Genomic DNA, 23,936 nt, shown 5'->3' with positions numbered 1-23,936 from the left:
GTTTGTCCGGATGTCCCGCGCGCATGATCGCCTGCCCTAAAGGCGATGGAGTCATGTTTCAATCGCATGTCAGCGCGGATCGGCGCGCCGCATCATCCGATGGGCGCGCCGTCCACAGTTTTCGTTCGAAGACCGAAGTCCCCGTCCACCATCGACATCCCGGCAAAGGCCGGGATGTCGGAATGGGATCAATAGCGATAATGGTCGGGCTTGAACGGTCCCTCGACCGGCACGCCGATATAATCCGCCTGCTTCTGGCTGAGCTGGCTCAGCTTCACGCCGAGCTTTTCGAGGTGCAGCGCCGCGACCTTTTCGTCGAGATGCTTGGGCAGGACGTAAACGTCGTTCTGATACTGCTCGCTGCGCGTCCACAGCTCGATCTGCGCCAGCGTCTGGTTGGTGAAGCTCGCCGACATCACGAACGACGGGTGGCCCGTGGCGTTGCCGAGGTTTACCAGGCGGCCCTTCGACAGGATGATGATCTGCTTGCCGTCGGGGAATTCGACCAGGTCGACCTGCGGCTTGACTTCGGTCCACTTGTAATTGGCGAGTGCCGCGATCTGGATCTCGCTGTCGAAGTGGCCGATGTTGCAGACGATCGCCATATTCTTCATCGCCGCCATATGTTCGGCGGTGATGACGTCGGCGTTGCCGGTCGCGGTGACGAAGATGTCCGAACGCTTGACGGCCTCGTCCATCGTAACGACCTCGAAGCCCTCCATCGCTGCCTGCAATGCACAGATCGGGTCGATTTCGGTGACGAGAACGCGCGCGCCGCCGTTGCGGAGCGACTGCGCCGAGCCCTTGCCGACATCGCCGAAGCCGGCGACGGTCGCGACCTTGCCCGCGAGCATCACGTCGGTGCCGCGACGGATCGCGTCGACCAGCGATTCCTTGCAGCCATAAAGATTGTCGAACTTCGACTTGGTGACGCTGTCGTTGACGTTGATCGCGGGGAAGGGCAGCTCGCCCTTCTTCGCGATGTGGTACAGGCGGTGGACGCCGGTCGTCGTTTCTTCCGACACGCCCTTGATCGCCTTGACCGTCTTGGTCAGGTAGCCGGGGTTGGCCTCAACGAACGCCTTCAGCGCGCGCTGCATCTCGATCTCTTCCTCATTCTCCGGCGCGGGCATCGTCTCGCCGGCTTCGAGCTTCGCGCCCCACAGCGCGAACATCGTCGCGTCGCCGCCATCGTCGAGGATCAGGTTGCACGTCGTGCCATCTTCCACACCCCAGTCGAAAATGCGGCCGACATAGTCCCAATAATCGGCCAGGCTCTCGCCCTTCACCGCGAACACCGGCACGCCCGTCGCGGCGATCGCGGCGGCGGCATGGTCCTGCGTCGAGAAGATGTTGCACGTCGCCCAGCGCACTTCGGCGCCAAGCGCGGTCAGCGTCTCGATCAGCACCGCGGTCTGGATCGTCATGTGCAGCGAGCCGGTGATGCGCGCGCCCTTCAGCGGCTGCGCGGCACCATATTCGGCGCGCAGCGCCATCAGGCCCGGCATTTCGGTCTCGGCGATGTTGATTTCCTTGCGCCCGAAATCGGCGAGACCGATGTCGGCAACGACATAATCGCGGGTGTCGGCGGCGAGAGTGGCCACGGCGAATTCTCCATATTGGCATATCGACCGCAGGCGAGCGGCCACGAAATTTTCTTGCGCGCCCTAGCCGAAACGGCGCGCCCGATCAAATATAAACTTTTCTTTATATCACATCCGCAGCACGCCTCATCGGCTTGCGCGAACATGCGAATCGGCGGCGCAAAAACGCACCGGCCGCAAAAATAAATTTTGCGTGCGTCAATTGTGACAATCGGGCGGACCCAATTGTGACACGGAGTCGCAAAAGCCAAGATTCTGAAAAACCGGACTTATAATGCGGCTTACGACAAGCATAATTCGACTTTGTGACACCAGTGTTACAAAGTCCCGAAAATATTGACAATTTTCCGGATGCGCGAGAAAATCACTTCAAGTTTTCGGGGAGATACAAGGATGAAAAAATTTCTGCTGCCGCTCGTTGCCCTCGCCTTCGCGAGCCCCGCTGCGGCGCAATCGATCGTCGTCGTCACCGCGCCCCAGGCCGATTCGGATGTACTGCCGGTTGCCTTCGCCGAGCTCAAGGCCGGCGAGAATGAGGCCGCGGTCGACAAGCTGACCGGCGAAACGACGCTCGACGCCCGCGACCCGTCGCGACTGATCAATCTCGGCACCGCTTATGCTCGTCTGGGCCGCACCACCGACGCCGCGGCGGCCTACGATGCCGCGATCGCCAGCCCGATCCGCTACGATCTCGAGCTCGCCAGCGGTCGCTATATGGACTCGCGCTGGGCCGCGCGCACCGCGCTCGCAAACCTCAATCAGGGCAAGCCGCTTCTCGCGCTCGCGCGCTAGGCTTCCCCGCCTTCGGTCGTCAACAGGCGGGCGTCCACTCCCGCTTCGGCAAACGCCGCCTGCCATCGTTCGGCGGGCGGCGTTTCGAACAACAGGCCGTCGCTGCCGGGGGTGACGTGCCAACCATGGCGCACCAGCTCGCCCTCGAGCTGCCCCGGCGACCATCCCGCATAGCCGAGCGCCACCAGCCAGCGCGACGGGCCACGCCCTTCACCGATCGCACGCAATATGTCGTGCGAACTCGATACCATCCAGCGATCGCCGACCTGCACCGCCTCCTGCCCGCCCCAGTCGCGGCTGTGAAGGACGAAGCCGCGCGACGGTTCGACGGGCCCGCCGAGGAAGACCGGCTGGTCGAGCGGCTCTTCATGGTCGATCTCGAGCTGGTCGAGCACCGCGCCGACGGTCATGCCGTTGATCGGCTCGCCGACGCCGATCCCCATCGCGCCGTCCTCGTCATGGCTGATCATCGCGATCACCGAATGCTCGAAACGGGGATCGCCGATCCCCGGCAGCGCCAGCAACAGCTGGCCGGTGAACCAGGTGGGGTCTGTGTCCATGGGCGTTACCATGCTCCCTTGCGGCGATGCGGTCCAGCTTTTCGATCAAATCGCCGGCCGCGCTTGACTTGGTGACGGGCGCACCCGATGTCACCGCCACCAAAACTCCCCGTCAAAGCGAAAGGATGCCGACCATGACGATCCAGACCGGAGACAAGCTCCCCGACGCGACCTTCGTAAAGGTCACCGAAAACGGCCCCGAACAGGTCAACACCGCCGATTATTTCAAGGGCCGCAAGGTCGCGCTCTTCTCGGTGCCCGGCGCTTTCACGCCCACCTGCTCGGCCAAGCACCTGCCCGGCTTCGTCGACAAGGCCGATGAATTGAAAGCGAAAGGCGTCGACGAAATCGTCTGCACAGCGGTCAACGACGCCTTTGTCATGGGCGCGTGGAGCAAGAGCGCCGATGCCGGCAACAGCGTCACGATGCTCGCCGACGGTAATGGCGATTTCGCCGAAGCCGTGGGCCTGACCATGGACGGCAAGGCGTTCGGCATGGGCCAGCGCGGTCAGCGCTTCTCGATGATCGTCAACGACGGCGTCGTCGAACAGCTCAACGTCGAAGCCCCCGGCGAATTCAAGGTGTCGAGCGCCGACCATATGCTGGAGCAGCTCTGAAGATCGGGAGGGGTGGCGCGATGGCGCGCTGCCCCTCCACTCTTCGTCCCCGCGACTTGGTCCGGGGCCCGTTCAGCCAGCCTCGATCGATAGATCCCGGATCAAGTCCGGGATGACGAGCGGGAGAGGCCGCGACGGCGTCCACCCCCTTCCCTTTTGTCACAATTTCGTGCAACAGCGACGCGATGACATCCAGCTCATCGCAAGAAACCACCGATCCCACCGCCCTCGTCGAAGGGATCATCGCCGAGCTTCAGGACAAGTTCCGCACCTCGGTTTCCAATCTCAAATCCGCCATCGCCGCCTATGTCCGCGACCGCACGCTGCCGCCGGCCAACGCCGCGGCGAAGGGCCTGTTCGACTATCCGGCGATCCGCCTGACTACCACCGGCGAACAGCGCGAAGGGCAGAAGGGCCATAATCTCTCCTTCGGCCGCTTCGAACGCGCGGGCGTCTTCGAAACCACGGTCACGCGCCCCGACCTTTTCGCCGACTATCTGCGCGACCAGCTCATGCTCCTCGCGCGCCACTACGACATCACGCTCGAGGTGACGCGCACGGGACAGCAGATCCCCTTCCCCTATGTGCTCGACGCCAGCGACGGCTCGGACATGGGCGGGGTCACCCCGCTCGAACTCGCGCGCCATTTCCCGACCACCGAGCTCGCCGACATCGGCGACGAACTCGCCGACGGCCTGTTCGGCGCCGACCCCACGGCGTCGCAGCCGCTCGCGCTGTTCGATGCGCTCCGCACCGATTTCAGCCTCGCGCGCCTCCGCCACTACACCGGCACCGCGCCCGAGCATTTTCAGCGCTATATCCTGTTCACCAACTATCACCGTTATGTCGACGAATTCGTCGCTTGGGCGGGATCGCAGGTTGGGCAGGGCCGCTACACCGCGCTCGCGGGCGCGGCGGGCCTTTATGTCGACCAGCCGGGCGTCAACGCCAGCGCGCTTGTCGCCGACAGCGCGTGGCGGCGGCACCAGATGCCCGCCTATCATTTGATCGCGGAGGGCGGCGGCGGCATCACGCTCGTCAACATCGGCGTCGGCCCGTCGAACGCCAAGACGATCTGCGACCATCTGGCGGTGCTGCGGCCCGAGGCCTGGCTGATGATCGGCCACTGCGGCGGGTTGCGCCCGAGCCAGCGCATCGGCGACTATGTGCTCGCGCACGCATATCTCCGCGACGACCATATCCTCGACGCGGTCCTGCCGGTTGAAATTCCGATCCCGCCGATCGCCGAAGTGCAGGTCGCGCTGGCGACCGCCGCCGAATCGGTTTCGGGCACCAGCGGCGCCGACCTCAAGAAGCGCATGCGTACCGGCACCGTCGTCACCACCGACGACCGAAATTGGGAACTGCGCTACACCGACAGCGCGCTGCGCTTCTCGCAATCGCGCGCGATCGGCATCGATATGGAATCGGCGACGATCGCCGCGCAGGGTTATCGCTTCCGCGTCCCCTATGGCACCCTGCTCTGCGTCAGCGACAAGCCGCTCCACGGCGAACTCAAGCTGCCCGGACAGGCGAACCGCTTCTATGAAGAAGCGATCGCCGCGCATCTCCAGATCGGCATTCGCGCGTGCGAGACGATGCGCGACGAAGGCGCCAAGCTCCACAGCCGCAAATTGCGCGCGTTCAACGAACCGCCGTTCAGGTGACACGCGCGCCCGATCGCTCGCGCTCGGTCGCCGGCCGCGTCGCGATCGTCACCGGCGCAGCGAGCGGCATGGGCCGCGCGACCGCGCTGCTCCTTGCGAGCGAAGGCGCGAAGGTCGCGGTCACCGATCTCGACCTCGCCGCCTGCGAAGCGGTTGTGGCCGAAGCCGGCGCGGGCGCCCAGGCCTTCGCGCTCGACGTCACCGACGGCGACGCGATCAAGCGCGTCGTCGCCGATATCGCGGCAAGCTTCGGCGGCATCGACATCCTGATCAACAATGCCGGAGTCTCGAGCTTTTGCCCGCTCGATGCCGAGGACGAATATGAAGCGATCTGGCACCGCGCGATCGCCGTGATGCTGACCGCGCATCAGCGCATGGTCCGCGCCGCGCTGCCCTGGCTTCGCCAGAGCGACGCCGCGCGCATCGTCAACATCGCCTCGACCGAAGGCCTTGGGGCGACGCCGGGCGATACGCCTTATGTCGCCGCCAAGTCGGGCGTGGTCGGACTGACGCGCGGCCTCGCGGTCGATCTCGGCAAAGCGGGGATCACGGTCAACTGCATCTGCCCCGGCCCGATCCGCACCGGCATGACCGACAAGGTGCCCGATGAAGACAAAGCCGTCTTCGCGCGGCGCCGCACCGCACTCCGTCGCTATGGCGAGCCCGAGGAAGTCGCGCATGTGACGCTGAGTCTCGTGTTGCCGGCGGCGAGCTATATCACCGGAGCCGTGATCCCGGTCGATGGCGGGCTGATGGCGCGGAATGCGTGAATGGCGGGCTTGAGGTGGTGAGCTGCCGGTCGTGCACCCCGGCGAAAGCCGGGGCCCAGTGCGGAAATATGCCAGGTTAGCGTAAGCTTTCTGGCCCCCGCCTTTCGCCGGGGCACATGACGGTCAAACGGCTTCGCTGGCCCGATAACGACCGGCCACATCGCGCCGCGACAACCCCGGTCCCATCGCGAGCCGCGCCGCCTGATAATCCCTCCACTGGCTTTCGTCGGCGAGCGGTGGGATCGTCACCTCCTCGCCGCGATCGAGCCCGAGCAGGGCCGCATCGACCAGATCGCTAGCGTCCATCACCATCTCGGCGGGGAAGGCGTCGATGTCCTTGCCCGAACGTTCCCAGATTTCGGTACGCGTCGCGCCGGGCAGCACCGCCTGTACGACAACGCCCTGTTCGCGGACGCTGTTAGCGATCGCGAGGCTGAGGTTCAGCAGGAATGCCTTCGATCCGCTGTACACGCCCTCGTACATCTCGGGAGCAAGCGCGAGAACCGAGGCGATATTGACGATCGCGCCCTTGCCGCGCGCGCCGAACGCCTTGCCCGCGGCGATCGCGAGCCGCGCCGCGGCGGTGATGTTGAGCGCGATGATGCGCTCGATGTCGGCGGCGCTATTCTCCAGCGTGCCGCCGTTCAGCGACATGCCGGCATTATTGACGAACAATGTGATGCTCGCGTCGTCCGCCAACCGCTGTTCGATGCGGCTAACGTCGTCGCTGTTGGTCAGATCGGCGGCGATCACATCGACCGTCACGCCGGCATCGGCGCGCAGCTTCGCGGCGAGTTCCTCCATCTGCGCACCGTTGCGTGCGACGAGGATCAGGTCGTGGCCGCGCTTGGCGAGGCGGTCGGCATAGACGGCGCCAAGGCCGGTCGAAGCGCCCGTGATGAGGGCCGTTCCAGTGGGGATAGTCATCTTACATGCTCCTTGCAGGCGGCCCGGGAACGGGTCACTTGCAAAATGATAGTTACTACCTCATATGACTTCAATGACCGACGAAAAAGAAATTTTGGGCACCTGCCCCATCGACCGCGGGCTGATGCGCGTCGGCGACCGCTGGAGCATGCTGATTTTGCGCGATATCGAGCGCGGACTGACGCGTTACGAGCAGCTCCGCACCAGCCTGAGCATCGCGCCGAATATATTGTCGCGGCGCCTAGCCGCGCTCACCGATGCGGGCCTGATCGAGAAAAGCCGCTACAGCCAGCGCCCGCCGCGCGACGAATATCTGCTCACCGACGCGGGGCGCGATTTCCTGCCGATCCTGCTGGCGATCGGCGCATGGGGGCGCAAATATAATGGCGCGGGCGCGCTCAGCCGCCACCTCGACGCCGCGACGGGCAAGGTGGTTCGGCCGGTGGTGGTCGATGCCAACACCGGCGCCCCGATCGGTTCGCGCCCGCTGCGTTTCGAACTGCCGGAGTAGCTACTTGTACATGCCCTCGCGCAGGTTGATCCCATACTCGGTCCACGCCTTCAGCGCGCAGAGCATCTGCGACCAGCCCTGGCAATTGCCGTAGGAGGCACTGAGCGCGCCCTGATTCTCGCGCCAGCCTTCCTCGGCGATCTCGATCAGCGTGCGACCGTCGTCCAATCCCTTGAAAGTCATCGTCACGCGCGTGCGATAGTCGGCATCCTTCGGCTCGCTGCCCTCGACATTATGTGCCTCACCCTCGCTTGCCTGCCATTCGAGCACGATCTTCTCGTCCGCGACGACCTCGATCACATAGACGGGGAAGGCGCCTGGGAAATCGTGGAAATCCCACTCGACCGTTGCGCCAGTCTCGAGCCGCCCCTTGGCGCCACCCGTCGTGAAGTAATTCGACAGTTTCGCGGGGTCGGCGACCGCCTCGAAAACCTCATGCACCGGCTTCGCGATCCGCGCCGCGACCCTGAATTTCAGTTCCATATCCACTCTCCACTTGAGTCGCCTTTCATTATGTTATATTTCTATAACATGTCAATTCACGACCAGTTCGACACAACCTTCAAGGCGCTCGCCTCGCCCGTCCGGCGTCAGATTCTCGACGATCTGAAGGACCAGCCGCTGACCACGGGTGCGCTGTGCCGCCATTTCGCCGACATCGACCGCTGCACGGTGATGCAGCATCTGAAAGTGCTGGAGGAGGCCGGCCTCGTCATCGCCGAACGCCGCGGCCGCGAGCGCTGGAACCATCTCAACGCGATGCCGATCCAGGACATCCACGACCGCTGGATCGGCCCGCACGCCGCGGCGGCGACGGCGCGACTCGCGCGCTTCAAACAGTCGGTCGAGGCACAATGAAAAAGACCGGGGCGTCGCCACCCCGGTCTTTCTGCTTTCTGCTGCTACGCCCGGCTTACCAGCCCTGCGGCTTGCCCTTGTTCTGCGCGTCGAGCCACGTCTTCAGCGGCGCGAAATAATCGGCCATTGCCTTGCCCGACATCTCGCGGCTGCCGGTGAAGGCCTGCAGCGCGTCGGGCCAAGGCTTCGACGCGCCCATTTCGAGCATCGCATTGAGCTTCGCGCCGACCTCCTTGTTGCCATAGAAGGAACAGCGGTGGAGCGGCCCCTTCCACCCGGCCTGCTTGCACGCCGCCTGATAGAATTGGAACTGCAGAACGCGCGCGAGGAAATAGCGCGTGTAGGGCGTGTTGCCGGGGATGTGGAACTTCGCGCCCGCGTCGAACGCGTTCGCGGGTCGCTCGCCCGGCGGGACGATGCCCTGATATTGGGTCCGCATTTCGGTCCATTTTTTGTTGTAATCGACGGGCTGGATCGAACCGTCGAAGACGCCCCAGCGCCAGCGATCGATGAGCAGGCCGAAGGGCAGGAAGGCGACCTTGTCCATCGCCTGCCGCAAGAGCAGCCCGATGTCCTTGTCGGCGCTCGGCACCTTCGCCTTGTCGAGCAGGCCGATGTCGACGAGATATTGCGGGGTGATCGACAGCGCGACGAAATCGCCGATCGCCTCGTGGAAGCCGTCGTTCGCGCCGTTGAGATAGAGGAACGGTTGCTTGTTATAGGCGCGCTGGTAATAATTGTGGCCGAGCTCGTGGTGGATCGTGATGAAATCGTCGGCGTTCACCTTGATGCACATCTTGATGCGGATATCGTCCTTGTTATCGATATCCCATGCCGAGGCGTGGCAGACGACTTCGCGGTCGGCGGGTTTCAGGAACTGGCTGCGCTTCCAGAAGGTGTCGGGCAGCGGCGCCATGCCCAGCGACGAATAGAAATTCTCGCCCGCCTTGACCATGTCGAGCGGGGCCTTGCCCTGCGCGGTGAGCAGGTCGCCGATGTCATAGCCGAGGTCGCCGGTCCCTGCGGGCGCGACGAGCGGGTAGATATTGCCCCATTCCTGCGCCCACATATTGCCGAGCAGGTCGGCGCGGATCGGGCCGGTCTTGGGCTGCACCGCATCGCCATATTTTTCGTTGAGTTTCCAGCGGACATAGGTGTGGAGCGCCACATAGAGCGGCTTCATGTCCTGCCAGATCTTTTCGGTCAGCTTGGCGAATTCCTCGGGCGGCATGTCGTAACCCGAGCGCCACATCGCGCCGGTGTCGGCGAAGCCCAGCTCCTTCGCGCCTTCGTTCGCGATGCCGACCATCTTGGCATAGTCGTCCTTCATCGGCGCGCCGACCTTGTCGTGCCAGCTCGTCCACATTTCGGCGAACTGCGCGGGCGTATTCTGAAGGTTGCCCATCTCGGCCTCGATGTCCGATCCCGAGATTTCCTTGCCGTTCAGCGTGCCCCGGCCTTTGCCGTATTGCGACTGCAGGTCGGTCGCGATCGTGTTGAGCTCGGTCGCGGCGCCCGGCGTCGTCGGTGCGGGCAACACGATGCCGGTGCGCAAAATGTCGAGCTTGCGCTTGGTGTCGGCGCTGAGCCCCGCGACGTCCTTATATTTCGCGGCTTCGAGCGCATATTTGACCGACTTTTCGGTGCCGACCGCGTTGATCCGCGCGGCCATCGCGTCGGTATCCTCGGTAATATAGGTCGAATTGACCCAGTTCACCTGGCTTGCCTCGACCGTATAGTCGAACAGGTCCTTCTCGACCCCGGCGATGAACGCATCGGCGTCGGCGGCAGTGGGGGGGGCGGCAGTGGGGGCGGCGGCCGGGGCGGTTTGCGCAAAGGCGGGGGTCGCCACCGCGAGCGACAGGGCAAGCGACAGCGTCGAAATCATGGCTTTCATGGGTGCGTCCTCTGGATTGTTCTGACAGCGCTCTCTGGCGCGATGCGGGCAGCTTGGCGCGCGTCGGGCGCAGGGTCAAGCCGTCAGGAAAGCCGCGATCGCCTCGCCCAGCGCGGGCTCGGTCACGCTCGACATATGCGTCCCCGGAATTGTCGCGAGCCGCGCGTCGGGCAGCACCGCGACCAGTTCTTCGGCCGAACCATTGTCCCGGTCCTGCTCGCCGCTGACGACAAGCGTCGGCATCGTCAGCGCCGCGAGCATGTCGGGGGTCGTGTCGGTGAAACTGTCGAGCAGGTGCCCCGCCGCGATGCGATCGACCTTCATCGTTTTCATGAACTGGATCGACAGCCAGGTATCGTCGCCGCGCTTCGCGCTTTCATATTCGGCGATCACGCGCTTGAAGAAGCGACCGCGCCGCTGCCAGCCCGCCAGCCCCGCGAGCCCCATCCCGCCGAGGATCAGCCCGCGCGGCCTCATCCCCGCAACGACCGCGCGCGCGCTCGTCCGTGCCCCGAGCGAGAAGCCGCCAAGGTCGAAATCGCCAAGGCCAAGATGCGCGACCAGATCTTCCAGATCATGCACCAGCACGTCGGGTGGATAAAATTCCTCCTCGTGCGGCGCATCGCTCGACCCATGGACGCGCAGGTCGGGCATGATCACGCGATAGCCTTCGGCGGCGACGCGCGCCGCGGTGCCGAACTTGATCCAGTTGACCTCGGCGTTCGAGAAGAGCCCGTGGAGCAGGATGATGGGTGCGCCGTCGCCGGTCTCGCGCCACGCCAGCCGCACGCCGTCGCGCGCTTCGAAAAATCGGGGTTCGCTCGTCATGCGCCGCGCTATGCCCGCTTCGCGCCCGGTTCGGCAAGCACCGATCAGCGGGGACGCAACCCCTTTTGCTCCATCCGCCACTTCGCCATTTCGATCCGGTCCTGCCCGAAAAAGGGTTCGCCATCGACGACCAGCGTCGGCACGCCCCAATGACCCGCGATTTCGAGCGCGACCTGGTTGGCGGCGATTTCGGTGTCGAGCGCCTCGGCTTCGCTCGCGGCCTCGGCGTCGAGTTCGGCGAGGTCGAGTCCGGCGCGTTTCGCCGCTCCCGCCAGATGCTCGCCCAGATGCCAGTCCTGCGCGCCGCCCCAGATCAGCTGCCCGACCTCATGCGCGAATGCGACGCCCTTGCCGCGCCGCGCCGCCGCCTGCCCCATGCGCGTCAGGCGATAGATATAGGGCTGCTCGGCCGCGATCTCGCGCGTCATGATGTTCTGGACGATCGGGTCGGGGCGCGGCGGGCCAAAGGGGATGCCGTGGAACTGCGCAACGCGGATCATGTCGCGCATCGTATAGCTCAGCCAGTTGGGATGGTTGCGCTCGAAGAAATCGGGTTGGCGCACCGCGAGCGGATAGACGGGACGCAGGTTGATCGTCACGTCATGGCTCGCGGCGAGCGCGCGATAGCGACCGATCGCCAGATAGCTGTACGGCGAGCGAAAGGACCAGAAAAGGTCGGCGGTAAAAGTCATCCCCACATCCTGCCCAAAAACATGCCCCACGCAAGCAGTGTAAAGAAAATTTACACCATATTCGAGACTGTTGGCAATCCCGCACCGCTGTTGAATATAATAGCAATTGCTATTATATCTTATGACATGAGTGAAACGATCGGATTCCTGCTGAATGACACCGCGCGCCTGTTCCGGCGCGCGTTCAACGCGCGCACCAAGGAAAGCGGGATCACGGCGCTGCAATGGCGGCTGATCACTTACCTCAAACGCCACGAGGGTATCCACCAGGGTCCGCTTGCCGAACTGATCGAGGTCGAGCCGATCACCCTGTCGCGGATGATCGATCGACTGGTCGAGGCCGAGCTGGTCGAACGCCGCGCCGATCCCGCCGACCGCCGCGCGTGGCAGCTCTACCTTACGCCGCGCGCCGCCGAATTGCTGAACGGCGTTCGCGCCACCGCCGATGCGCTGACCGCCGAAGCAGTCGAGGGGCTCTCCGCTGCCGAGACCGTTCAGCTTGCCGACCTTGTCGAACGCGTTCGCGCCAATCTCTCCCGCCGCATCTGCCAAAAAGAAAAAGAGACAATTTGATGGATCAGCTCTCGCCATCCCGGCCCAAAGCCGAAAATGCCGCGTCGCCCAAGGCCGCACCCAAGGCCGATCCCCTGCCCGCGCCGGCGCCCGCGTCGGAAGCCGCCCCCAAGGCGAGCTGGCGCACGCGCCTGTTGATGTTCGGCCTGCCCGCATTGCTGGTCGCAGGCGGGGCCGTCTGGTGGCTGACGAGCGGCGGATCGGTGTCGACCGACAATGCCTATGTCCAGATGGACAAGGTGTCGGTCGCCGCCGAAGTCGGCGGGCGGATCACCGAGGTCGCGGTGCGCGACGGCCAGCAGGTCGCGAAGGGCCAGCTGCTGTTCCGCATCGACGGCGAACCCTATGCGCTCAGCGTCGCGCAGGCGACCGCGGCGATCGACGCCGCCAAGGTCGAGGTTGGCAATCTGTCGGCGAGCGCGAACACGTCGAGCATCGACATCGCCGCGGCGCGCGAAGACGTCAAATTCGCCGAAGTCACCTTCCAGCGTCAGGCGGCATTGATGGAAAAGGGCTTCACGACCAAGGCAGCTTATGACGCGGCGCGCCACGCGCTGAGCCAAGCCCGCGAAAGCGTCCGCCAGGCCGAAGCCGCCGCCGCCGAAGCGCGCACCAAGCTCGCCGGCGGCCCCTCCAGCGGGATCAACCCGCAGGTCGAAGCGGCGCGCGTCCAGCGCTCGCAGGCCGAGGTCAACCTTAGCCGCACCACCGTCCGCGCCCCGAGCGCCGGCCGGATCGCGCAGTCGGACCGGTTGCAGGTCGGACAGATGATGGTCGCCGGGCTTCCCGCAGTGACGCTCGTCGACACCGCGCATCCGTGGGTCGAGGCCAATTTCAAGGAAACCGACCTCGCCGACATGCGCGTCGGTCAGCGCGCCGAGATCAGCTTCGACGCCTATCCGGGGCTAAAGGTGCGCGGCCATGTGCTGACGATCGGCGCAGGCACCGGCAGCGAATTTTCGGTGCTCCCCGCACAGAATGCCACGGGGAACTGGGTCAAGGTGACGCAGCGCGTGCCGGTGCGGATCGCTTTCGACGAAAAGCCCGCGCGCGACATGATCGCCGGCCTGTCGGCCGACGTCCGGGTGTTTACGAAGTAAGGCCCCGTGGCGAGCAACGCCCTCCCCCGCCGGCCGGCCGCCGCGGCACTCCCTGACGACGAGTCTATCCCGCTGCACGAACGCGTGCGCTATCGCGGGCTGCTGACCGTCGCGGTGATGGGCGCCTCGATCATGCAGATCCTCGACACGACGATCGCCAACGTCGCGATCCCGCATATGCAGTCGGCGCTCGGCGCGACCAGCGAGACGGTGACCTGGGTGCTGACCAGCTATATCCTCGCGTCGGCGATCGCGATGCCGATCACCGGCTGGCTCGCCGACCGTATCGGGCGGCGCGAACTGTTCCTCGGCGCGGTCGCGGGCTTCATCGTCGCGTCGATGGCGTGCGGCGCGGCGCAAACGCTCGAACAGATGGTCGCCTTCCGCTTTATGCAGGGGATTTTCGCGGCCTTCATCGGGCCGCTGTCGCAGTCGGTGATGCTCGACATCAACCCGCCCGAGCGCCACGCGCGCGCGATGTCGATCTGGGGCATGGGAATCATGATCGGGCCGATCCTGGGCCCCGTGCTCGGCGGCTGGCTGACCGAGAGCGTCAACTGGCGCTGGGTCTTCTATGTCAACCTGCCGGTCGGTCTCGTCACGCTTGCGATGATGTGGGCGCTGCTCCCCTCCACCAGGCGAAACAATCGCCGCTTCGACCTGTTCGGCTTCTCGATGCTCGCGCTCGGGCTCGCATCGCTCCAGTTGATGCTCGATCGCGGCGCGCATCTCGACTGGTTCGACAGCCTCGAAATCTGGATCGAACTGGGGGTCGCGATCGCCTGTATGTGGATGTTCCTGATCCATATGGTCACCGCGCGCGCGCCCCTGTTCAACCGCACGATGCTCGCCGACCGCAACCTCGTCACCGCGATGGGCTTCATGGTCGTGATCGGCGTCGTGATGTTCGCGTCGATGGCGCTCCTACCGCCGATGCTGCAGAATCTGTTCGGCTGGCCGGTGATCGACACCGGGATCGTCCTCGCGCTGCGCGGGGTCGGCATCTTGATGAGCATGTGGGTTGCGGGGCAATTGCTGGGCAGGATCGACGCGCGCTGGCTGGTCGGGACGGGCCTGCTGATCGCCGCTTACTCGCTTTGGCAGATGAGCCACTGGTCGCTCGCAATGGGGATGCAGCCGGTGATCGTCAGCGGGCTGGTGCAGGGACTCGGCATGGGCCTGATCTTCATTCCGCTGAATACCATGGCGTTCGCGACGATCGCGCCGCAGCACCGCACCGACGGGTCGAGCCTGCTCAATCTCTTGCGCAGCATCGGCGCCTCGGTCGGCATTTCGGTGGTCACCACTCTGCTCGGCGCCAATATCCAGACTAGTCATGAGGATCTGGCGGCACATGTCACCAACAGCTCGGTCGGCCTGCTCGACCCCTCGACCGCCGACCGCTTCGGCATCGCGGGCGATACGGCGATGGCGATGGTCAACGCCGAGATCAACCGGCAGGCGGCGATGGTCGCCTATATCGACGATTTCTGGTTGATGATGTGGGTCACGCTGGCGTCGGTGCCACTGGTGCTGCTGCTCCGCCCGCCGAAGCCGGGCGGGCCGAAGGCGTCGGCGGCGGATATGGGCCATTAGCCGTGACTACGGCGGGCATCGGCGGTGTCGCTTACGACCGTCCCGACTGAAAACCGGCCGCCGCGACAGCCCCCTGCCGCGCTGATGCGGCATTCGGGGCCCGCGCCCATCTTTCCTAGTCCTCGCTAACGATCTTTTAACAAGCTCGCCCCAACAAATCCTTATGGCCATTTCCGGATATTTTCTTCCCTTGGTACCCGGCGCTGACAGGCGGCAAGACGGACGCCGAAAACTTAGCCTCCTCGCCAAGGGCGCGCGGCATGACGGCACGGGAATCGATGTCCGAATCCATAATATATCGGGATCGGGCTTGCTGTTCGAAAGCGACATCAAGCTCGCGACCGGCGACAGAATCGAAATCGAGCTTCCGCATGCTGGCGACATAACGGCCATCGTCATCTGGGCCAGCGGACGGCATTTCGGCTGCCGATTCGAAGGCCCTGTATCGCGTGCAACGCTGAGTGCCGTGGAACTGAAGAGCGTCACCGACACGGCGCCCGCCGTTCAAAAAGAAAACACCGAATCGACGAACGGCGAATCTTTTGGCGATCGCCTGCAGCGACTTCGCATCGAAGCGAAGCTTGAGCGGGCCGAGGTTGCCAAACGCATGCGCGTCGGCGCGGCTTCGGTTCTGGGCTGGGAAAAGGGCCGGGCCCGCCCGAAGCCTAACCGGATGGCGGCGCTTGCGAAGATACTCGGCGTCGAGACCTCCGACCTGCTAGGCGAGGCCACGCCCGAGGGGATGCAGGACCTGATCGACCGCGGCCGCGAACAGATCGCACGCGCCATCGGCATAAGCGCCGACAGAATCCGGATCATTGTCGAATTTTAACGGCGGATGTCCGGCAACATACCGAATAGTTCGGCAGCGATCCGTCCTGCCGTCAGCGGAAGAAACAGTTGGTGCCCGCGAACAGCGCGTCGATCTTCGCCGCATCTCCGGGGGCGGCGAACATGCCGCCGATGACATTGTCGCCGGTGCCGATGCTGAATTCCTCGCCCAGGGTGCTGTCCTCGAGATCGACGATCGTCACCGATTCGGATGCCTTGGCACGGGTCGTGCCGATGCCGATCCCGCTCATCGTCGAATAGGTCGCGGCGCCCGGTTCGTTGCCCAGAAACCAGCCGGCGAATTTGCCGTCCTGGAAATTGAGCGTCATCGCGTCGTAGCGGGTGAATTCCATCGTCCCCGCGCCGCATTCGGCGTTGGTGCTGCGGTCGTCTTCCTTGCCCGCGACATTGGCGAGTGCGGCCTCCGCCTGCGCGCGCGGGACGCCGAAGGCGAGCAGGCTGGTCTTGCCGCTGGTCTGGTCGACGAAGCGCAATCCCTCGCCGTCGAGGCTGACGGCGGTGGTTGCCGCGTTCGGGCCATCGGCCTTTGCCTCGGGCACCCGCGGCGCCACCGGCACGGCGTCGGCCTCGGCCGGCGCCTTGTCAGCGGCGGGTTTGCACGCGGCGAGCACGCCGATCATCGCTAGAATTATGAACTTGCGCATGTCTATCTCCTGTCGCGGTGCGGGATCGCGAGCACCAATATCGCACCCAGCGCCGCAAGCGCCATATCCTTTTGCGCGTCCCAAATGTCGCCCTGCTGGCCATTATAGCGGTCGGCGGTCTCGCCCGCCGCGACGATGGTGAGCAGCCATTCGAAGACTTCGTAAAGCGCCGAGGCGGCGAGCACCCATCCGAGCACGGTGAGCGTCGCACCGCGCGGGCCGAGACCGCCCCAGCGCCGCGCGCTTTCGGCAACCGGGATCGCCGAAAGCGCGCCGAAGGCGAAATGAACGAGACGGTCATAATGGTTGCGCGTCCAGCCGAAGGCGTCGGAGAGGCCGGTGCCCGTCACCGCCCGGGCCCAATCGTCATAGGGCACATTGCTGTAGGCATAGCGGCCGCCAAGCGTGTGGAGCGCCATGAACGCCACAATGCACGCGACCGAAGCGGTCGACAGCGGCCAGCGGCGCAGCAGCCAGGGCGAGGCGACGATCAGCAGCATCGTCGGGATATGCTGGAGGAGCGCGATCTCGGGATTGGGCTGGTCGATCTGCGCGAGGAGGAGCAGCGCGAGGAGCAGGCCGAGAAGGCGTTTTTGCGTTTTGGAATGCCGCGAGCTCCCCGTCATCGACCGAAATCCGTCGAAGCGGAAGTGGCGGAAAACTGCCTAACTTCACTCGCGAATGCATGTATCGGGCAGAAGGCCGGGGCTGGCATCATACCGACGACCTAATGCAGCAAGACATTGTAGGACAGCGATTTTCGAAGCCTTTACCAGCGCAGCGACATGCAGCTGAGCCCTGCGTCGATATGCGCGATCTGCTCGGTCGGGAGCGTGCGGATCGCGATACCGCGCGCAGCGAGCAAGGCGTGCGTCGCGGGCCAGCGGTCGCCGATGAGGACGGTATCGCCGATGCGCAGGATGTTCGCCGCGGGCTCTTCGCCGGGCGGGGTCGTCACGGCCTCCAGCCCGGCGAACTCCGGGCAGTCCGCGAGTGCGGGGACGGCGAGGATCGTGCCTTGATCGATCAAGCCGCAGCCGGTCTTGAAGTGGAGCACGCCGGGCGGCGTTTCGGCGATCTGCGCCGGGTAGCCAAGCTGGCCAAGCAGGGCGGCGAGTTCCTCGGCGCCGGGGCGGTCGGTGCGCGCGGAGAGGCCGATGATCACGCGGTCGGCGAGACGCAAAATGTCGCCGCCGTCGGCGTAGCCGGGGCCAGTCATTTCGAGGAGGCGGCTGTGCCGTGCCGCGAGCGGTTCGCGGATATGTTCGACCTCGCCGGCGCGGCTCGGGGCGCCGGGGCGGAGCAGGATCGCGCCTTCGGGAAAGGTCAGCGCGACGTCTTCGGTGAACAGCGCGTCGGGGAAGTCGGCGAGCGGCGGGAGGACTTCGACCGCGAGGCCGAACTCGCGGAGGGTGGCGACATAGGCCTCATGCTCGGCGAGGAGGCCGGTGAAGTCGGGATCGGGTCCGCCGTCGGCACGAATGCCGTGGACCGCTGACGGGGCGGGGCTGCGGCAGAGCGCGTGGGTGAAGTTGAATGGGTTAGCCATGCCTTCCCTTATCCGTTCGCATCGAGCGAAGTCGAGATGCCGTGAGGGGCGTACACCGACGATCGGTGTCTCGACTGCGCTCGACACGAACGGAATTCCCTGGGTCAGCCCTTCTTCAGATGCCGGCGGCCGAGCAGTTCGGCGATCTGCACCGCGTTCAGCGCCGCGCCCTTGCGGAGGTTGTCGGAAACGCACCACAGGTTGAGGCCGTTATCGATCGTCGGATCCTCGCGCACGCGCGACACGAAGGTCGCGAAATCGCCGACGCATTCGACGGGGGTGATGTAACCGCCGTCCTCGCGCTTGTCGTGGAGCACGACGCCCGGCGCCTCGCGCAGGATGCGCTGGGCATCCTCGGCCGACAGCTCATTTTCCATCTCGACGTTGATCGCCTCCGAATGGCCGACGAACACCGGCACGCGGACGCAGGTCGCGGTGACCTTGATCTTGGGATCGAGGATCTTCTTCGTCTCAACGACCATCTTCCATTCCTCCTTGGTCGAACCATCGTCGAGGAACTTGTCGATGTGCGGGATGACGTTGAAGGCGATCTGCTTGGTGAACTTCTGCACGTCCTTTTCGTCGCCGACGAAGATCTGGCGCGTCTGGTTCCAGAGCTCGTCCATGCCCGCCTTGCCCGCGCCCGACACCGACTGATAGGTCGAGACGACGACGCGCTTGATCTTGGCGGCATCGTGGAGCGGCTTCAGCGCGACGACCATCTGCGCGGTCGAGCAATTGGGGTTTGCGATGATGTTGCGCTTTTTATAGCCGTCGATCGCCTCGGGGTTCACCTCGGGCACGATCAGCGGCACGTCGGGGTCCATGCGATAGAGCGACGAGTTGTCGATCACGACGCAGCCCGCTGCGGCGGCTTTCGGCGCGTGAATCGCGGTCGCGTCGCTGCCGATCGCGAAAATCGCCATGTCCCAGCCGGCCCAGTCGAAATTGTCGATATTCTGGCATTTCGCGGTGCGGCCGGTGTCACCGATTTCGATGTCGAGTCCCTGGCTGCGCGACGAGGCAACGACCGCCAGTTCGTCGATCGGGAATTCGCGCTCGGCGAGAATGGCGAGCACTTCGCGCCCGACATTGCCCGTGGCTCCGGCGACAACGATACGATAACCCATTAACTCACTCCTCAGTGCAAATATTCGGTTGAAACTTTATCAGACCTTCCAGCGGAAATGGCCGGTCAGCGGGTGGTCGAACAGCGCATCCTCCTCGCGCGTGCCCGCGCCGATATTGTGAAGGACGAGCGGCACGCCGGTGGTGTCCTTGCGGTCGGACACGATGCCGGTGTGGGGCATCCGCCCGCCGACCCTCTGGGTAAAGATGTCGCCCGGCCGCCAGTCGGCGGGATCGTCGGTGACGGGCAGTGAAGCCCCCTGCCGCCGCCAATAGGTCACAAGATTGGGCACACGGCGATGGTCGATATTGCGATCGGGGCGCCCCAGCCCCCAATTCTTCGGATAGGCCCCGAAATTGGTACGCATGTCGGCATTTACAAGGGCCTGCAGATCGACGCCCAGCGCGTCGCGGAAGGCACGGATCACGACATCGGTGCACACACCTTTTGCGCGCTCGACGTCACCGTTCGGGAAACGGAGGACGCTGTAGGCCGGGTCATAACGCAGCGTCACACCGACCTGGCGCCGCGCCGCGCGGACAAGGCGCTGCGAGTTGGTGAGCGCCATTGCCTCGCCCGACACACCGAAAGCAAGCACCGCGCCCAGAAAGGCGCGCCGCGTCGGCTGAAACGGGAAGACGGACTTCTGCATCAAATTCGCTTTGCCCAAAAGAAAACGACCGGCTCTGCCTGTTGGCGGAACCGGTCGTTTTTGAAAGCTGTTTCGGCTTTGGGTGAGAGAAGCTCTCCTTAGCCTTCGCCGGCTTCCGACCGGTAATCGCGGCGCTCCGCAATACGTGCCGATTTACCAGTGCGGCCGCGAAGATAGTAAAGCTTCGCACGACGCACGGCGCCCTTGCGGATGACGGTAATGCTGTCGATGTTGGGCGAATAGAGCGGGAACACGCGCTCGACACCTTCGCCGAACGACATCTTGCGCACGGTGAAGTTGGAGCCCATGCCCTTGTTCGAGCGTGCGATGCACACGCCTTCGAAATTCTGGACGCGGGTGCGTTCGCCTTCGACCACCTTCACGCCGACTTTCAGCGTGTCGCCGGGACGGAAGGTCGGAATGGTCTTTGCCGCTTTGGCAATTTCTTCGGCTTCGATCGTCTGGATGAGGTTCATGTCCTCTAGTCCTCTTCTTTTCGCCGCGCGCCAGAGGCAGGTCGGTCCCGAGCATCGACATGACGCTCCCAAAGGTCCGGCCTGCGTAACCGTGTATGATCTTGTGCCTGTTGTTTCCGCCAGGCCGCGATCTTCGCATGATCCCCCGATCGCAGCACTTCGGGGATCGTGCGCCCTTCCCATTCTACGGGTCGGGTATAGTGCGGATACTCGAGCAAACCGTTTTCGAACGATTCGTCGTCCCCGCTTGAAGCCGCGCCCATTACGCCGGGAATCAGCCGAATGCAAGCGTCGAGCAGCAGGAGCGCGCCCATCTCGCCGCCCGACAGGATGATATCGCCCATCGAGATTTGCTCGATCGGGCGCGCGTCGAAGATCCGCTCGTCGAATCCCTCGAACCGGCCGCAGAGGATGATCGCGCCGGGCCCTGCCGCCAGTTCGCGTATCCGGGCCTGCGTGATCGGCGCGCCGCGGGGCGTCATGGCAAGGATCGGCAGGTCAGGATGCGCCGCCGCCGCATGGTCGATCGCGGCCCCGAGGACATCGGCCTTGAGCACCATTCCCGCGCCGCCGCCCGCGGGCGTATTGTCGACGGTGCGGTGCTTGTCGGTCGCGAAATCGCGGATCTGTACCGGCGCGCAGGCCCAAGTCCCGCTTTCCAGCGCGCGCCCCGCCATGCTGTGCCCGAGCGGGCCGGGGAACATGTCGGGATAGAGCGTCAGGGGGACGGCGGTGAAGGTCATGGCAGCGGCTCCCATAGCGCCTCGGGGAGCAGGTGGCGATCCTTGGCGAGCTCGGCGTGCAGCCATTCGCGGAAGCGTTCGATCTTGCGCACCCCGACGCGGTTGTCGCGGTGGACGAGCCACATGGCGAAGTCAGAGACGTGGAGCGTGTCGAACGGCTGGACCATGCGCCCGCTCGCGAGTTCGACGTGCCAGAACAGCGGCGTCAACATCGCGACGCCGAAACCCGCCTGCACCGCGCTCGCTTCCTGAAGCTGGCTGTCGAGTTCGATCCCCCGGCGCGAGGGCGCCGGCGGGGTCGCGACCCCGGCGGCGGCGAACCAGTCGGCCCACCAGCTGTCGTTCGGCGCCAGCCGCTGAACGCGCAGCAGGTCGGCGGGCTCGCTGATGCCATGCTTCTCGATGAACGCGGGCGAAGCGAGCGGCGCGACATTCTGGCGCATCAGGAAGTCGCTGCGCAGTCCCGGCCACGGCCCCTTCCCGATCCGGATCGCGACGTCGACGTTCGAGGCGTCGAAATCGATCAGCTGGTTGCTCATCGACATGCGGACCGCGAGTTCGGGGTAGAGGAGCTGGAAGCTGCCGATGCGCGCGCTGAGCCAGGTGCCGCCGAAACTCGTCACCGCGTTGATCGTCAGCACATCGGCCTCGTCGCTTGTGAGCGCGGCGAAGGCGTCACCCATCGCGGCGAAGGCGCCCGAGATCGCGGGGAGCAGCCGCTGGCCCGTTTCGGAAAGGCGCACACGCCCCTTCTCGCGCACGAAGAGCGCGCGGCCGAGCCGGTCCTCCAATTGACGGACCTGATAGCTGACCGCCGCCTGCGTCATCCCGAGCTCTTCGGCGGCGCGCGAGAAATTCTGGAGGCGCCCGGCGGCTTCAAAGGTTCGTACCGCGGCAAGGGGAGGCAGCTTGGGCATGCCACCTTATAAGCAGAGCTTATATAGTGGTCTACGCCTTTTGTTGGCGGCGGCGTGCGGAAAGGCGCATCTGGGCTGCACCAGCGAAGGAGACTTACGATGCAAGACGAGCATTTCATGCGCGGCTGGAACGAAGGTCACAACCGTTTCAGCGCAGATATCACCCGTGCCATCAAATGGCTGACCGAACCCTTCCGCCGCCTGGGCGAATATATGGGCCCGGCGAACGCGCCCGGCGTGGACGTGTTCTTCACCCGTCGCGCCCGCAGCGGCGCGCGTTCGCGGCGACGCGGGCATTAGGATTCCCTGCCCCCTCTCAAAGGTCCAGGGCTGAACGGGGCGGAGCGATCCCTTGCAAAGGCTCCGCCCCGTTCAAGGTCCGATCCAGACTATCGCGCTTCGGGCGGCACGACGCGAAAGCGCAGCGCCTGAACCGTCGGCGGGGTCGTCGGCGCGAGCAGCAAGATCCCGTCGAGCTTGCCTTTCGCGCAATCGAGCCGAAAGGCGGTCGACATCGCGCCGATCGGCGCGAGCGGCTCGTCGGCCGGGCATTCGCCGACCTCCTCCTTCAGCTCCGCAAGTTCGGCCGTCCAATTGTCGGCCGAGCGGTCCATCAGGAAATTCATCGCGAGCTTGCCTTCTAGCGGACCGAGATTTCCCGCGGCATAAGCGGCTTTTGCCGCCGCATAAGCCTCCGCCACGGCGGGCGACACCGGCACGGCGCGCGTTTCGAGCAACCCAGCCTTGCCCATCGCGACCGCCGTGTCCCACGCGGGCGCCGAAGGTCCGGCATATGTGCGGTTCGCCATTGCGAAGACGCCGACGCCATGATCCGGCATCAGCATCACATGGCTGCCATAGCCCGGATAGCCGCCGCCGTGCGCGAGCGTCAGCCCGAGGTCGCAGTCCTGCGCGACGCGCCAGCCCATGCCATAGGCGGCCGCCTGCTTGCACGCGGTGGCGCCGCTCGCGCCGATCCGGTTGGTCACGGACACGAAATTGAGACCCTGAGCGATTTCGCGCACCGTCGCGCGCTTGACCGGGCCGGTATCCGCGTCATCGCGCGCGGGCCAGGCCGACAGCAGGAAGGCGACCCATTTGGCATAGTCGTTGGCGCTGACCTGCAGCCCGCCCATGCTGTTGAACGCGCCATCGGCCATTTCGGGCTCGGGCGACCAGCGATCATTTTCCCAGCGATAGCCGAGCGCATAGTGCACTTTGGGCGCTTTCGGCGCGTCGAAGCCGCTCGCCGTCATGCCGAGCGGGGTCAGGATCGTCTGACGGACATAGTCGGCATAGGCCATGCCCGAGGCATTGGCGACGACGCGGCCGAGTAGCGCATAGCCGAAGTTGGAATATTCGTGAGCCGACTGCGGCGCACGGCTGAAGGGCATGCCCGCGGCGACCATTTTCGTGAATTCGGCCTGCGGCAAGACCTGCTGCCGGTCGCCCCACGGATCGTCGGTGACGAAGCCGCCGACATGCTGGAGGAGGTCACGTATACGGATGCGCGGGCTGTCCTTCGTCGGATAGGTCCAGCCTTTCATTTCGGGGATATGCTGTTCGGCGAGATCGTCGAGGCGAAGCTTGCCGTCGTCGCGCAGCTTGAGGATCGACAGCGCGGTGAACGCCTTGGTCATCGAGGCGATGCGGAAGAGGCTGTCGGGGGTGACCGCGCGCTCGTCGGTGATATTCTGGACGCCGATGCCCTTCACATAGGCGAGCTTCCCGTCCTTGACGACGCCGTAGACCATACCGGGGATATGTTGATCGGTCCGATATTTCGCGAAGAGCGCGTCGATTTCGGGTGCGAGCTGGTCGAGAGTTTCGGGCGCGGGGTCTTGTGCGACGGCCGGGAACGGCGCCGCTACCGCGATGGCCAGAAGAATAGCAATTTTTGAGCGCATCCAAACCTCCGTTCGTGCTGAGCTTGTCGAAGCACAGTCCTTCCCCGACATAGAAAGGAAGAGCGGCCCTTCGAC

Annotated in this window: 27 protein-coding genes; 11 read left to right on the top strand and 16 right to left on the bottom strand. The window is 64.9% G+C overall.

Annotated features, from left to right (window positions below; all coding sequences use genetic code 11):
• Positions 1–188 precede the first annotated feature (188 nt).
• Complete coding sequence (gene ahcY / locus HDC29_RS02180; protein WP_179493938.1) at positions 189–1,604, bottom strand: adenosylhomocysteinase; 1,416 nt, start codon at positions 1,602–1,604, stop codon at positions 189–191.
• A gap of 393 nt (positions 1,605–1,997) precedes the next feature.
• Here ahcY and HDC29_RS02175 point away from each other — a divergent pair, with 393 nt between their 5' ends.
• The gene (locus tag HDC29_RS02175; protein ID WP_179493936.1) at positions 1,998–2,396 is read left to right on the top strand and encodes a hypothetical protein; all 399 of its coding nucleotides are present in this window, start codon (positions 1,998–2,000) and stop codon (positions 2,394–2,396) included.
• On the opposite strand, the gene HDC29_RS02170 is transcribed toward HDC29_RS02175, so the two are convergent.
• Entirely contained in the window at positions 2,393–2,956 is a 564-nt protein-coding gene (locus HDC29_RS02170) for a YqgE/AlgH family protein (RefSeq protein ID WP_179493934.1), read from the bottom strand. The genes HDC29_RS02175 and HDC29_RS02170 overlap by 4 nt on opposite strands.
• A 134-nt stretch (positions 2,957–3,090) precedes the next feature.
• Between HDC29_RS02170 and HDC29_RS02165 the strand changes: the two genes are divergently transcribed.
• From HDC29_RS02165 to HDC29_RS02155, 3 genes are all read left to right on the top strand, one after another.
• Positions 3,091–3,573, top strand: coding sequence for a peroxiredoxin (locus HDC29_RS02165; RefSeq protein ID WP_179493932.1), 483 nt, complete (start codon positions 3,091–3,093; stop codon positions 3,571–3,573).
• Between the two features lie 185 nt (positions 3,574–3,758).
• Entirely contained in the window at positions 3,759–5,240 is a 1,482-nt protein-coding gene (locus tag HDC29_RS02160; RefSeq protein ID WP_179493930.1) for an AMP nucleosidase, read from the top strand.
• The gene (locus tag HDC29_RS02155) at positions 5,237–6,010 is read left to right on the top strand and encodes an SDR family NAD(P)-dependent oxidoreductase (RefSeq protein ID WP_179493927.1); all 774 of its coding nucleotides are present in this window, start codon (positions 5,237–5,239) and stop codon (positions 6,008–6,010) included. Before HDC29_RS02160 ends, HDC29_RS02155 begins: the two co-directional genes overlap by 4 nt.
• A gap of 123 nt (positions 6,011–6,133) precedes the next feature.
• Here HDC29_RS02155 and HDC29_RS02150 read toward each other — a convergent pair whose 3' ends face one another.
• On the bottom strand, positions 6,134–6,937 hold the full coding sequence (locus HDC29_RS02150) for an SDR family oxidoreductase (protein WP_179493925.1): 804 nt from the start codon (positions 6,935–6,937) through the stop codon (positions 6,134–6,136).
• Positions 6,938–7,010: 73 nt separating this feature from the next.
• Between HDC29_RS02150 and HDC29_RS02145 the strand changes: the two genes are divergently transcribed.
• Positions 7,011–7,448, top strand: coding sequence for a helix-turn-helix domain-containing protein (locus HDC29_RS02145; RefSeq protein WP_218844282.1), 438 nt, complete (start codon positions 7,011–7,013; stop codon positions 7,446–7,448).
• On the opposite strand, the gene HDC29_RS02140 is transcribed toward HDC29_RS02145, so the two are convergent.
• Complete coding sequence (locus HDC29_RS02140) at positions 7,449–7,931, bottom strand: SRPBCC family protein (RefSeq protein WP_179493921.1); 483 nt, start codon at positions 7,929–7,931, stop codon at positions 7,449–7,451.
• Positions 7,932–7,979: 48 nt separating this feature from the next.
• Between HDC29_RS02140 and HDC29_RS02135 the strand changes: the two genes are divergently transcribed.
• A complete protein-coding gene (locus HDC29_RS02135; RefSeq protein ID WP_179493919.1) occupies positions 7,980–8,306 on the top strand; it encodes a helix-turn-helix transcriptional regulator in 327 nt (108 codons plus the stop codon).
• Positions 8,307–8,361: 55 nt separating this feature from the next.
• On the opposite strand, the gene HDC29_RS02130 is transcribed toward HDC29_RS02135, so the two are convergent.
• The 3 genes from HDC29_RS02130 to HDC29_RS02120 form a co-directional block, all read right to left on the bottom strand.
• Positions 8,362–10,203 (bottom strand): M2 family metallopeptidase, encoded by a 1,842-nt coding sequence (locus HDC29_RS02130; RefSeq protein ID WP_179493917.1) that lies wholly within the window; start codon positions 10,201–10,203, stop codon positions 8,362–8,364.
• Between the two features lie 75 nt (positions 10,204–10,278).
• Positions 10,279–11,031, bottom strand: coding sequence for an alpha/beta fold hydrolase (locus tag HDC29_RS02125; RefSeq protein ID WP_179493915.1), 753 nt, complete (start codon positions 11,029–11,031; stop codon positions 10,279–10,281).
• A gap of 44 nt (positions 11,032–11,075) precedes the next feature.
• Positions 11,076–11,723, bottom strand: a complete 648-nt coding sequence (locus tag HDC29_RS02120; RefSeq protein ID WP_179493913.1) for a 2-hydroxychromene-2-carboxylate isomerase — start codon at positions 11,721–11,723, stop codon at positions 11,076–11,078.
• Between the two features lie 126 nt (positions 11,724–11,849).
• Between HDC29_RS02120 and HDC29_RS02115 the strand changes: the two genes are divergently transcribed.
• From HDC29_RS02115 to HDC29_RS02100, 4 genes are all read left to right on the top strand, one after another.
• Entirely contained in the window at positions 11,850–12,296 is a 447-nt protein-coding gene (locus HDC29_RS02115; RefSeq protein WP_179493911.1) for a MarR family winged helix-turn-helix transcriptional regulator, read from the top strand.
• Positions 12,296–13,396, top strand: coding sequence for an HlyD family secretion protein (locus HDC29_RS02110; RefSeq protein ID WP_179493909.1), 1,101 nt, complete (start codon positions 12,296–12,298; stop codon positions 13,394–13,396). Before HDC29_RS02115 ends, HDC29_RS02110 begins: the two co-directional genes overlap by 1 nt.
• A 6-nt stretch (positions 13,397–13,402) precedes the next feature.
• Positions 13,403–14,992, top strand: a complete 1,590-nt coding sequence (locus HDC29_RS02105; protein WP_179493907.1) for a DHA2 family efflux MFS transporter permease subunit — start codon at positions 13,403–13,405, stop codon at positions 14,990–14,992.
• A 163-nt stretch (positions 14,993–15,155) separates the two neighbouring features.
• On the top strand, positions 15,156–15,824 hold the full coding sequence (locus HDC29_RS02100; protein WP_179493905.1) for a helix-turn-helix domain-containing protein: 669 nt from the start codon (positions 15,156–15,158) through the stop codon (positions 15,822–15,824).
• Positions 15,825–15,876: 52 nt separating this feature from the next.
• Here the strand turns inward: HDC29_RS02100 and HDC29_RS02095 are convergent, their stop codons facing one another.
• From HDC29_RS02095 to HDC29_RS02060, 8 genes are all read right to left on the bottom strand, one after another.
• Positions 15,877–16,488, bottom strand: coding sequence for a hypothetical protein (locus HDC29_RS02095; protein WP_179493903.1), 612 nt, complete (start codon positions 16,486–16,488; stop codon positions 15,877–15,879).
• A gap of 2 nt (positions 16,489–16,490) precedes the next feature.
• Entirely contained in the window at positions 16,491–17,114 is a 624-nt protein-coding gene (locus HDC29_RS02090; RefSeq protein ID WP_179493901.1) for a DUF2238 domain-containing protein, read from the bottom strand.
• Positions 17,115–17,257: 143 nt separating this feature from the next.
• Entirely contained in the window at positions 17,258–18,037 is a 780-nt protein-coding gene (locus tag HDC29_RS02085; RefSeq protein WP_179493899.1) for a dimethylarginine dimethylaminohydrolase family protein, read from the bottom strand.
• 104 nt (positions 18,038–18,141) lie between these two features.
• A complete protein-coding gene (locus tag HDC29_RS02080) occupies positions 18,142–19,167 on the bottom strand; it encodes an aspartate-semialdehyde dehydrogenase (protein ID WP_179493897.1) in 1,026 nt (341 codons plus the stop codon).
• Between the two features lie 39 nt (positions 19,168–19,206).
• On the bottom strand, positions 19,207–19,818 hold the full coding sequence (locus HDC29_RS02075) for a DUF1287 domain-containing protein (RefSeq protein WP_179493894.1): 612 nt from the start codon (positions 19,816–19,818) through the stop codon (positions 19,207–19,209).
• Positions 19,819–19,916: 98 nt separating this feature from the next.
• Positions 19,917–20,294, bottom strand: a complete 378-nt coding sequence (rplS, locus tag HDC29_RS02070; protein ID WP_058816170.1) for a 50S ribosomal protein L19 — start codon at positions 20,292–20,294, stop codon at positions 19,917–19,919.
• A 5-nt stretch (positions 20,295–20,299) separates the two neighbouring features.
• Positions 20,300–21,037: a tRNA (guanosine(37)-N1)-methyltransferase TrmD gene (gene trmD, locus HDC29_RS02065; RefSeq protein WP_179493892.1), complete on the bottom strand. Its 738-nt coding sequence runs from the start codon at positions 21,035–21,037 to the stop codon at positions 20,300–20,302.
• A complete protein-coding gene (locus HDC29_RS02060) occupies positions 21,034–21,954 on the bottom strand; it encodes a LysR substrate-binding domain-containing protein (protein WP_179493889.1) in 921 nt (306 codons plus the stop codon). The genes trmD and HDC29_RS02060 overlap by 4 nt, the downstream gene beginning before the upstream one ends.
• Before the next feature lie 99 nt (positions 21,955–22,053).
• On the opposite strand from HDC29_RS02060, the gene HDC29_RS02055 reads away from it, so the two are divergent.
• The gene (locus HDC29_RS02055; RefSeq protein ID WP_179493888.1) at positions 22,054–22,254 is read left to right on the top strand and encodes a hypothetical protein; all 201 of its coding nucleotides are present in this window, start codon (positions 22,054–22,056) and stop codon (positions 22,252–22,254) included.
• 89 nt (positions 22,255–22,343) lie between these two features.
• Here HDC29_RS02055 and HDC29_RS02050 read toward each other — a convergent pair whose 3' ends face one another.
• Complete coding sequence (locus HDC29_RS02050; RefSeq protein ID WP_179493886.1) at positions 22,344–23,861, bottom strand: serine hydrolase; 1,518 nt, start codon at positions 23,859–23,861, stop codon at positions 22,344–22,346.
• Between the last annotated feature and the right edge of the window lie 75 nt (positions 23,862–23,936).

Source organism: Sphingopyxis sp. JAI108 (genome assembly GCF_013410105.1).
GTDB classification, from domain to species: Bacteria; Pseudomonadota; Alphaproteobacteria; order Sphingomonadales; family Sphingomonadaceae; genus Sphingopyxis; species Sphingopyxis chilensis.
Note: the sequence above shows the minus strand (reverse complement) of the source record. Positions and strands in the feature narration are given on the sequence as shown.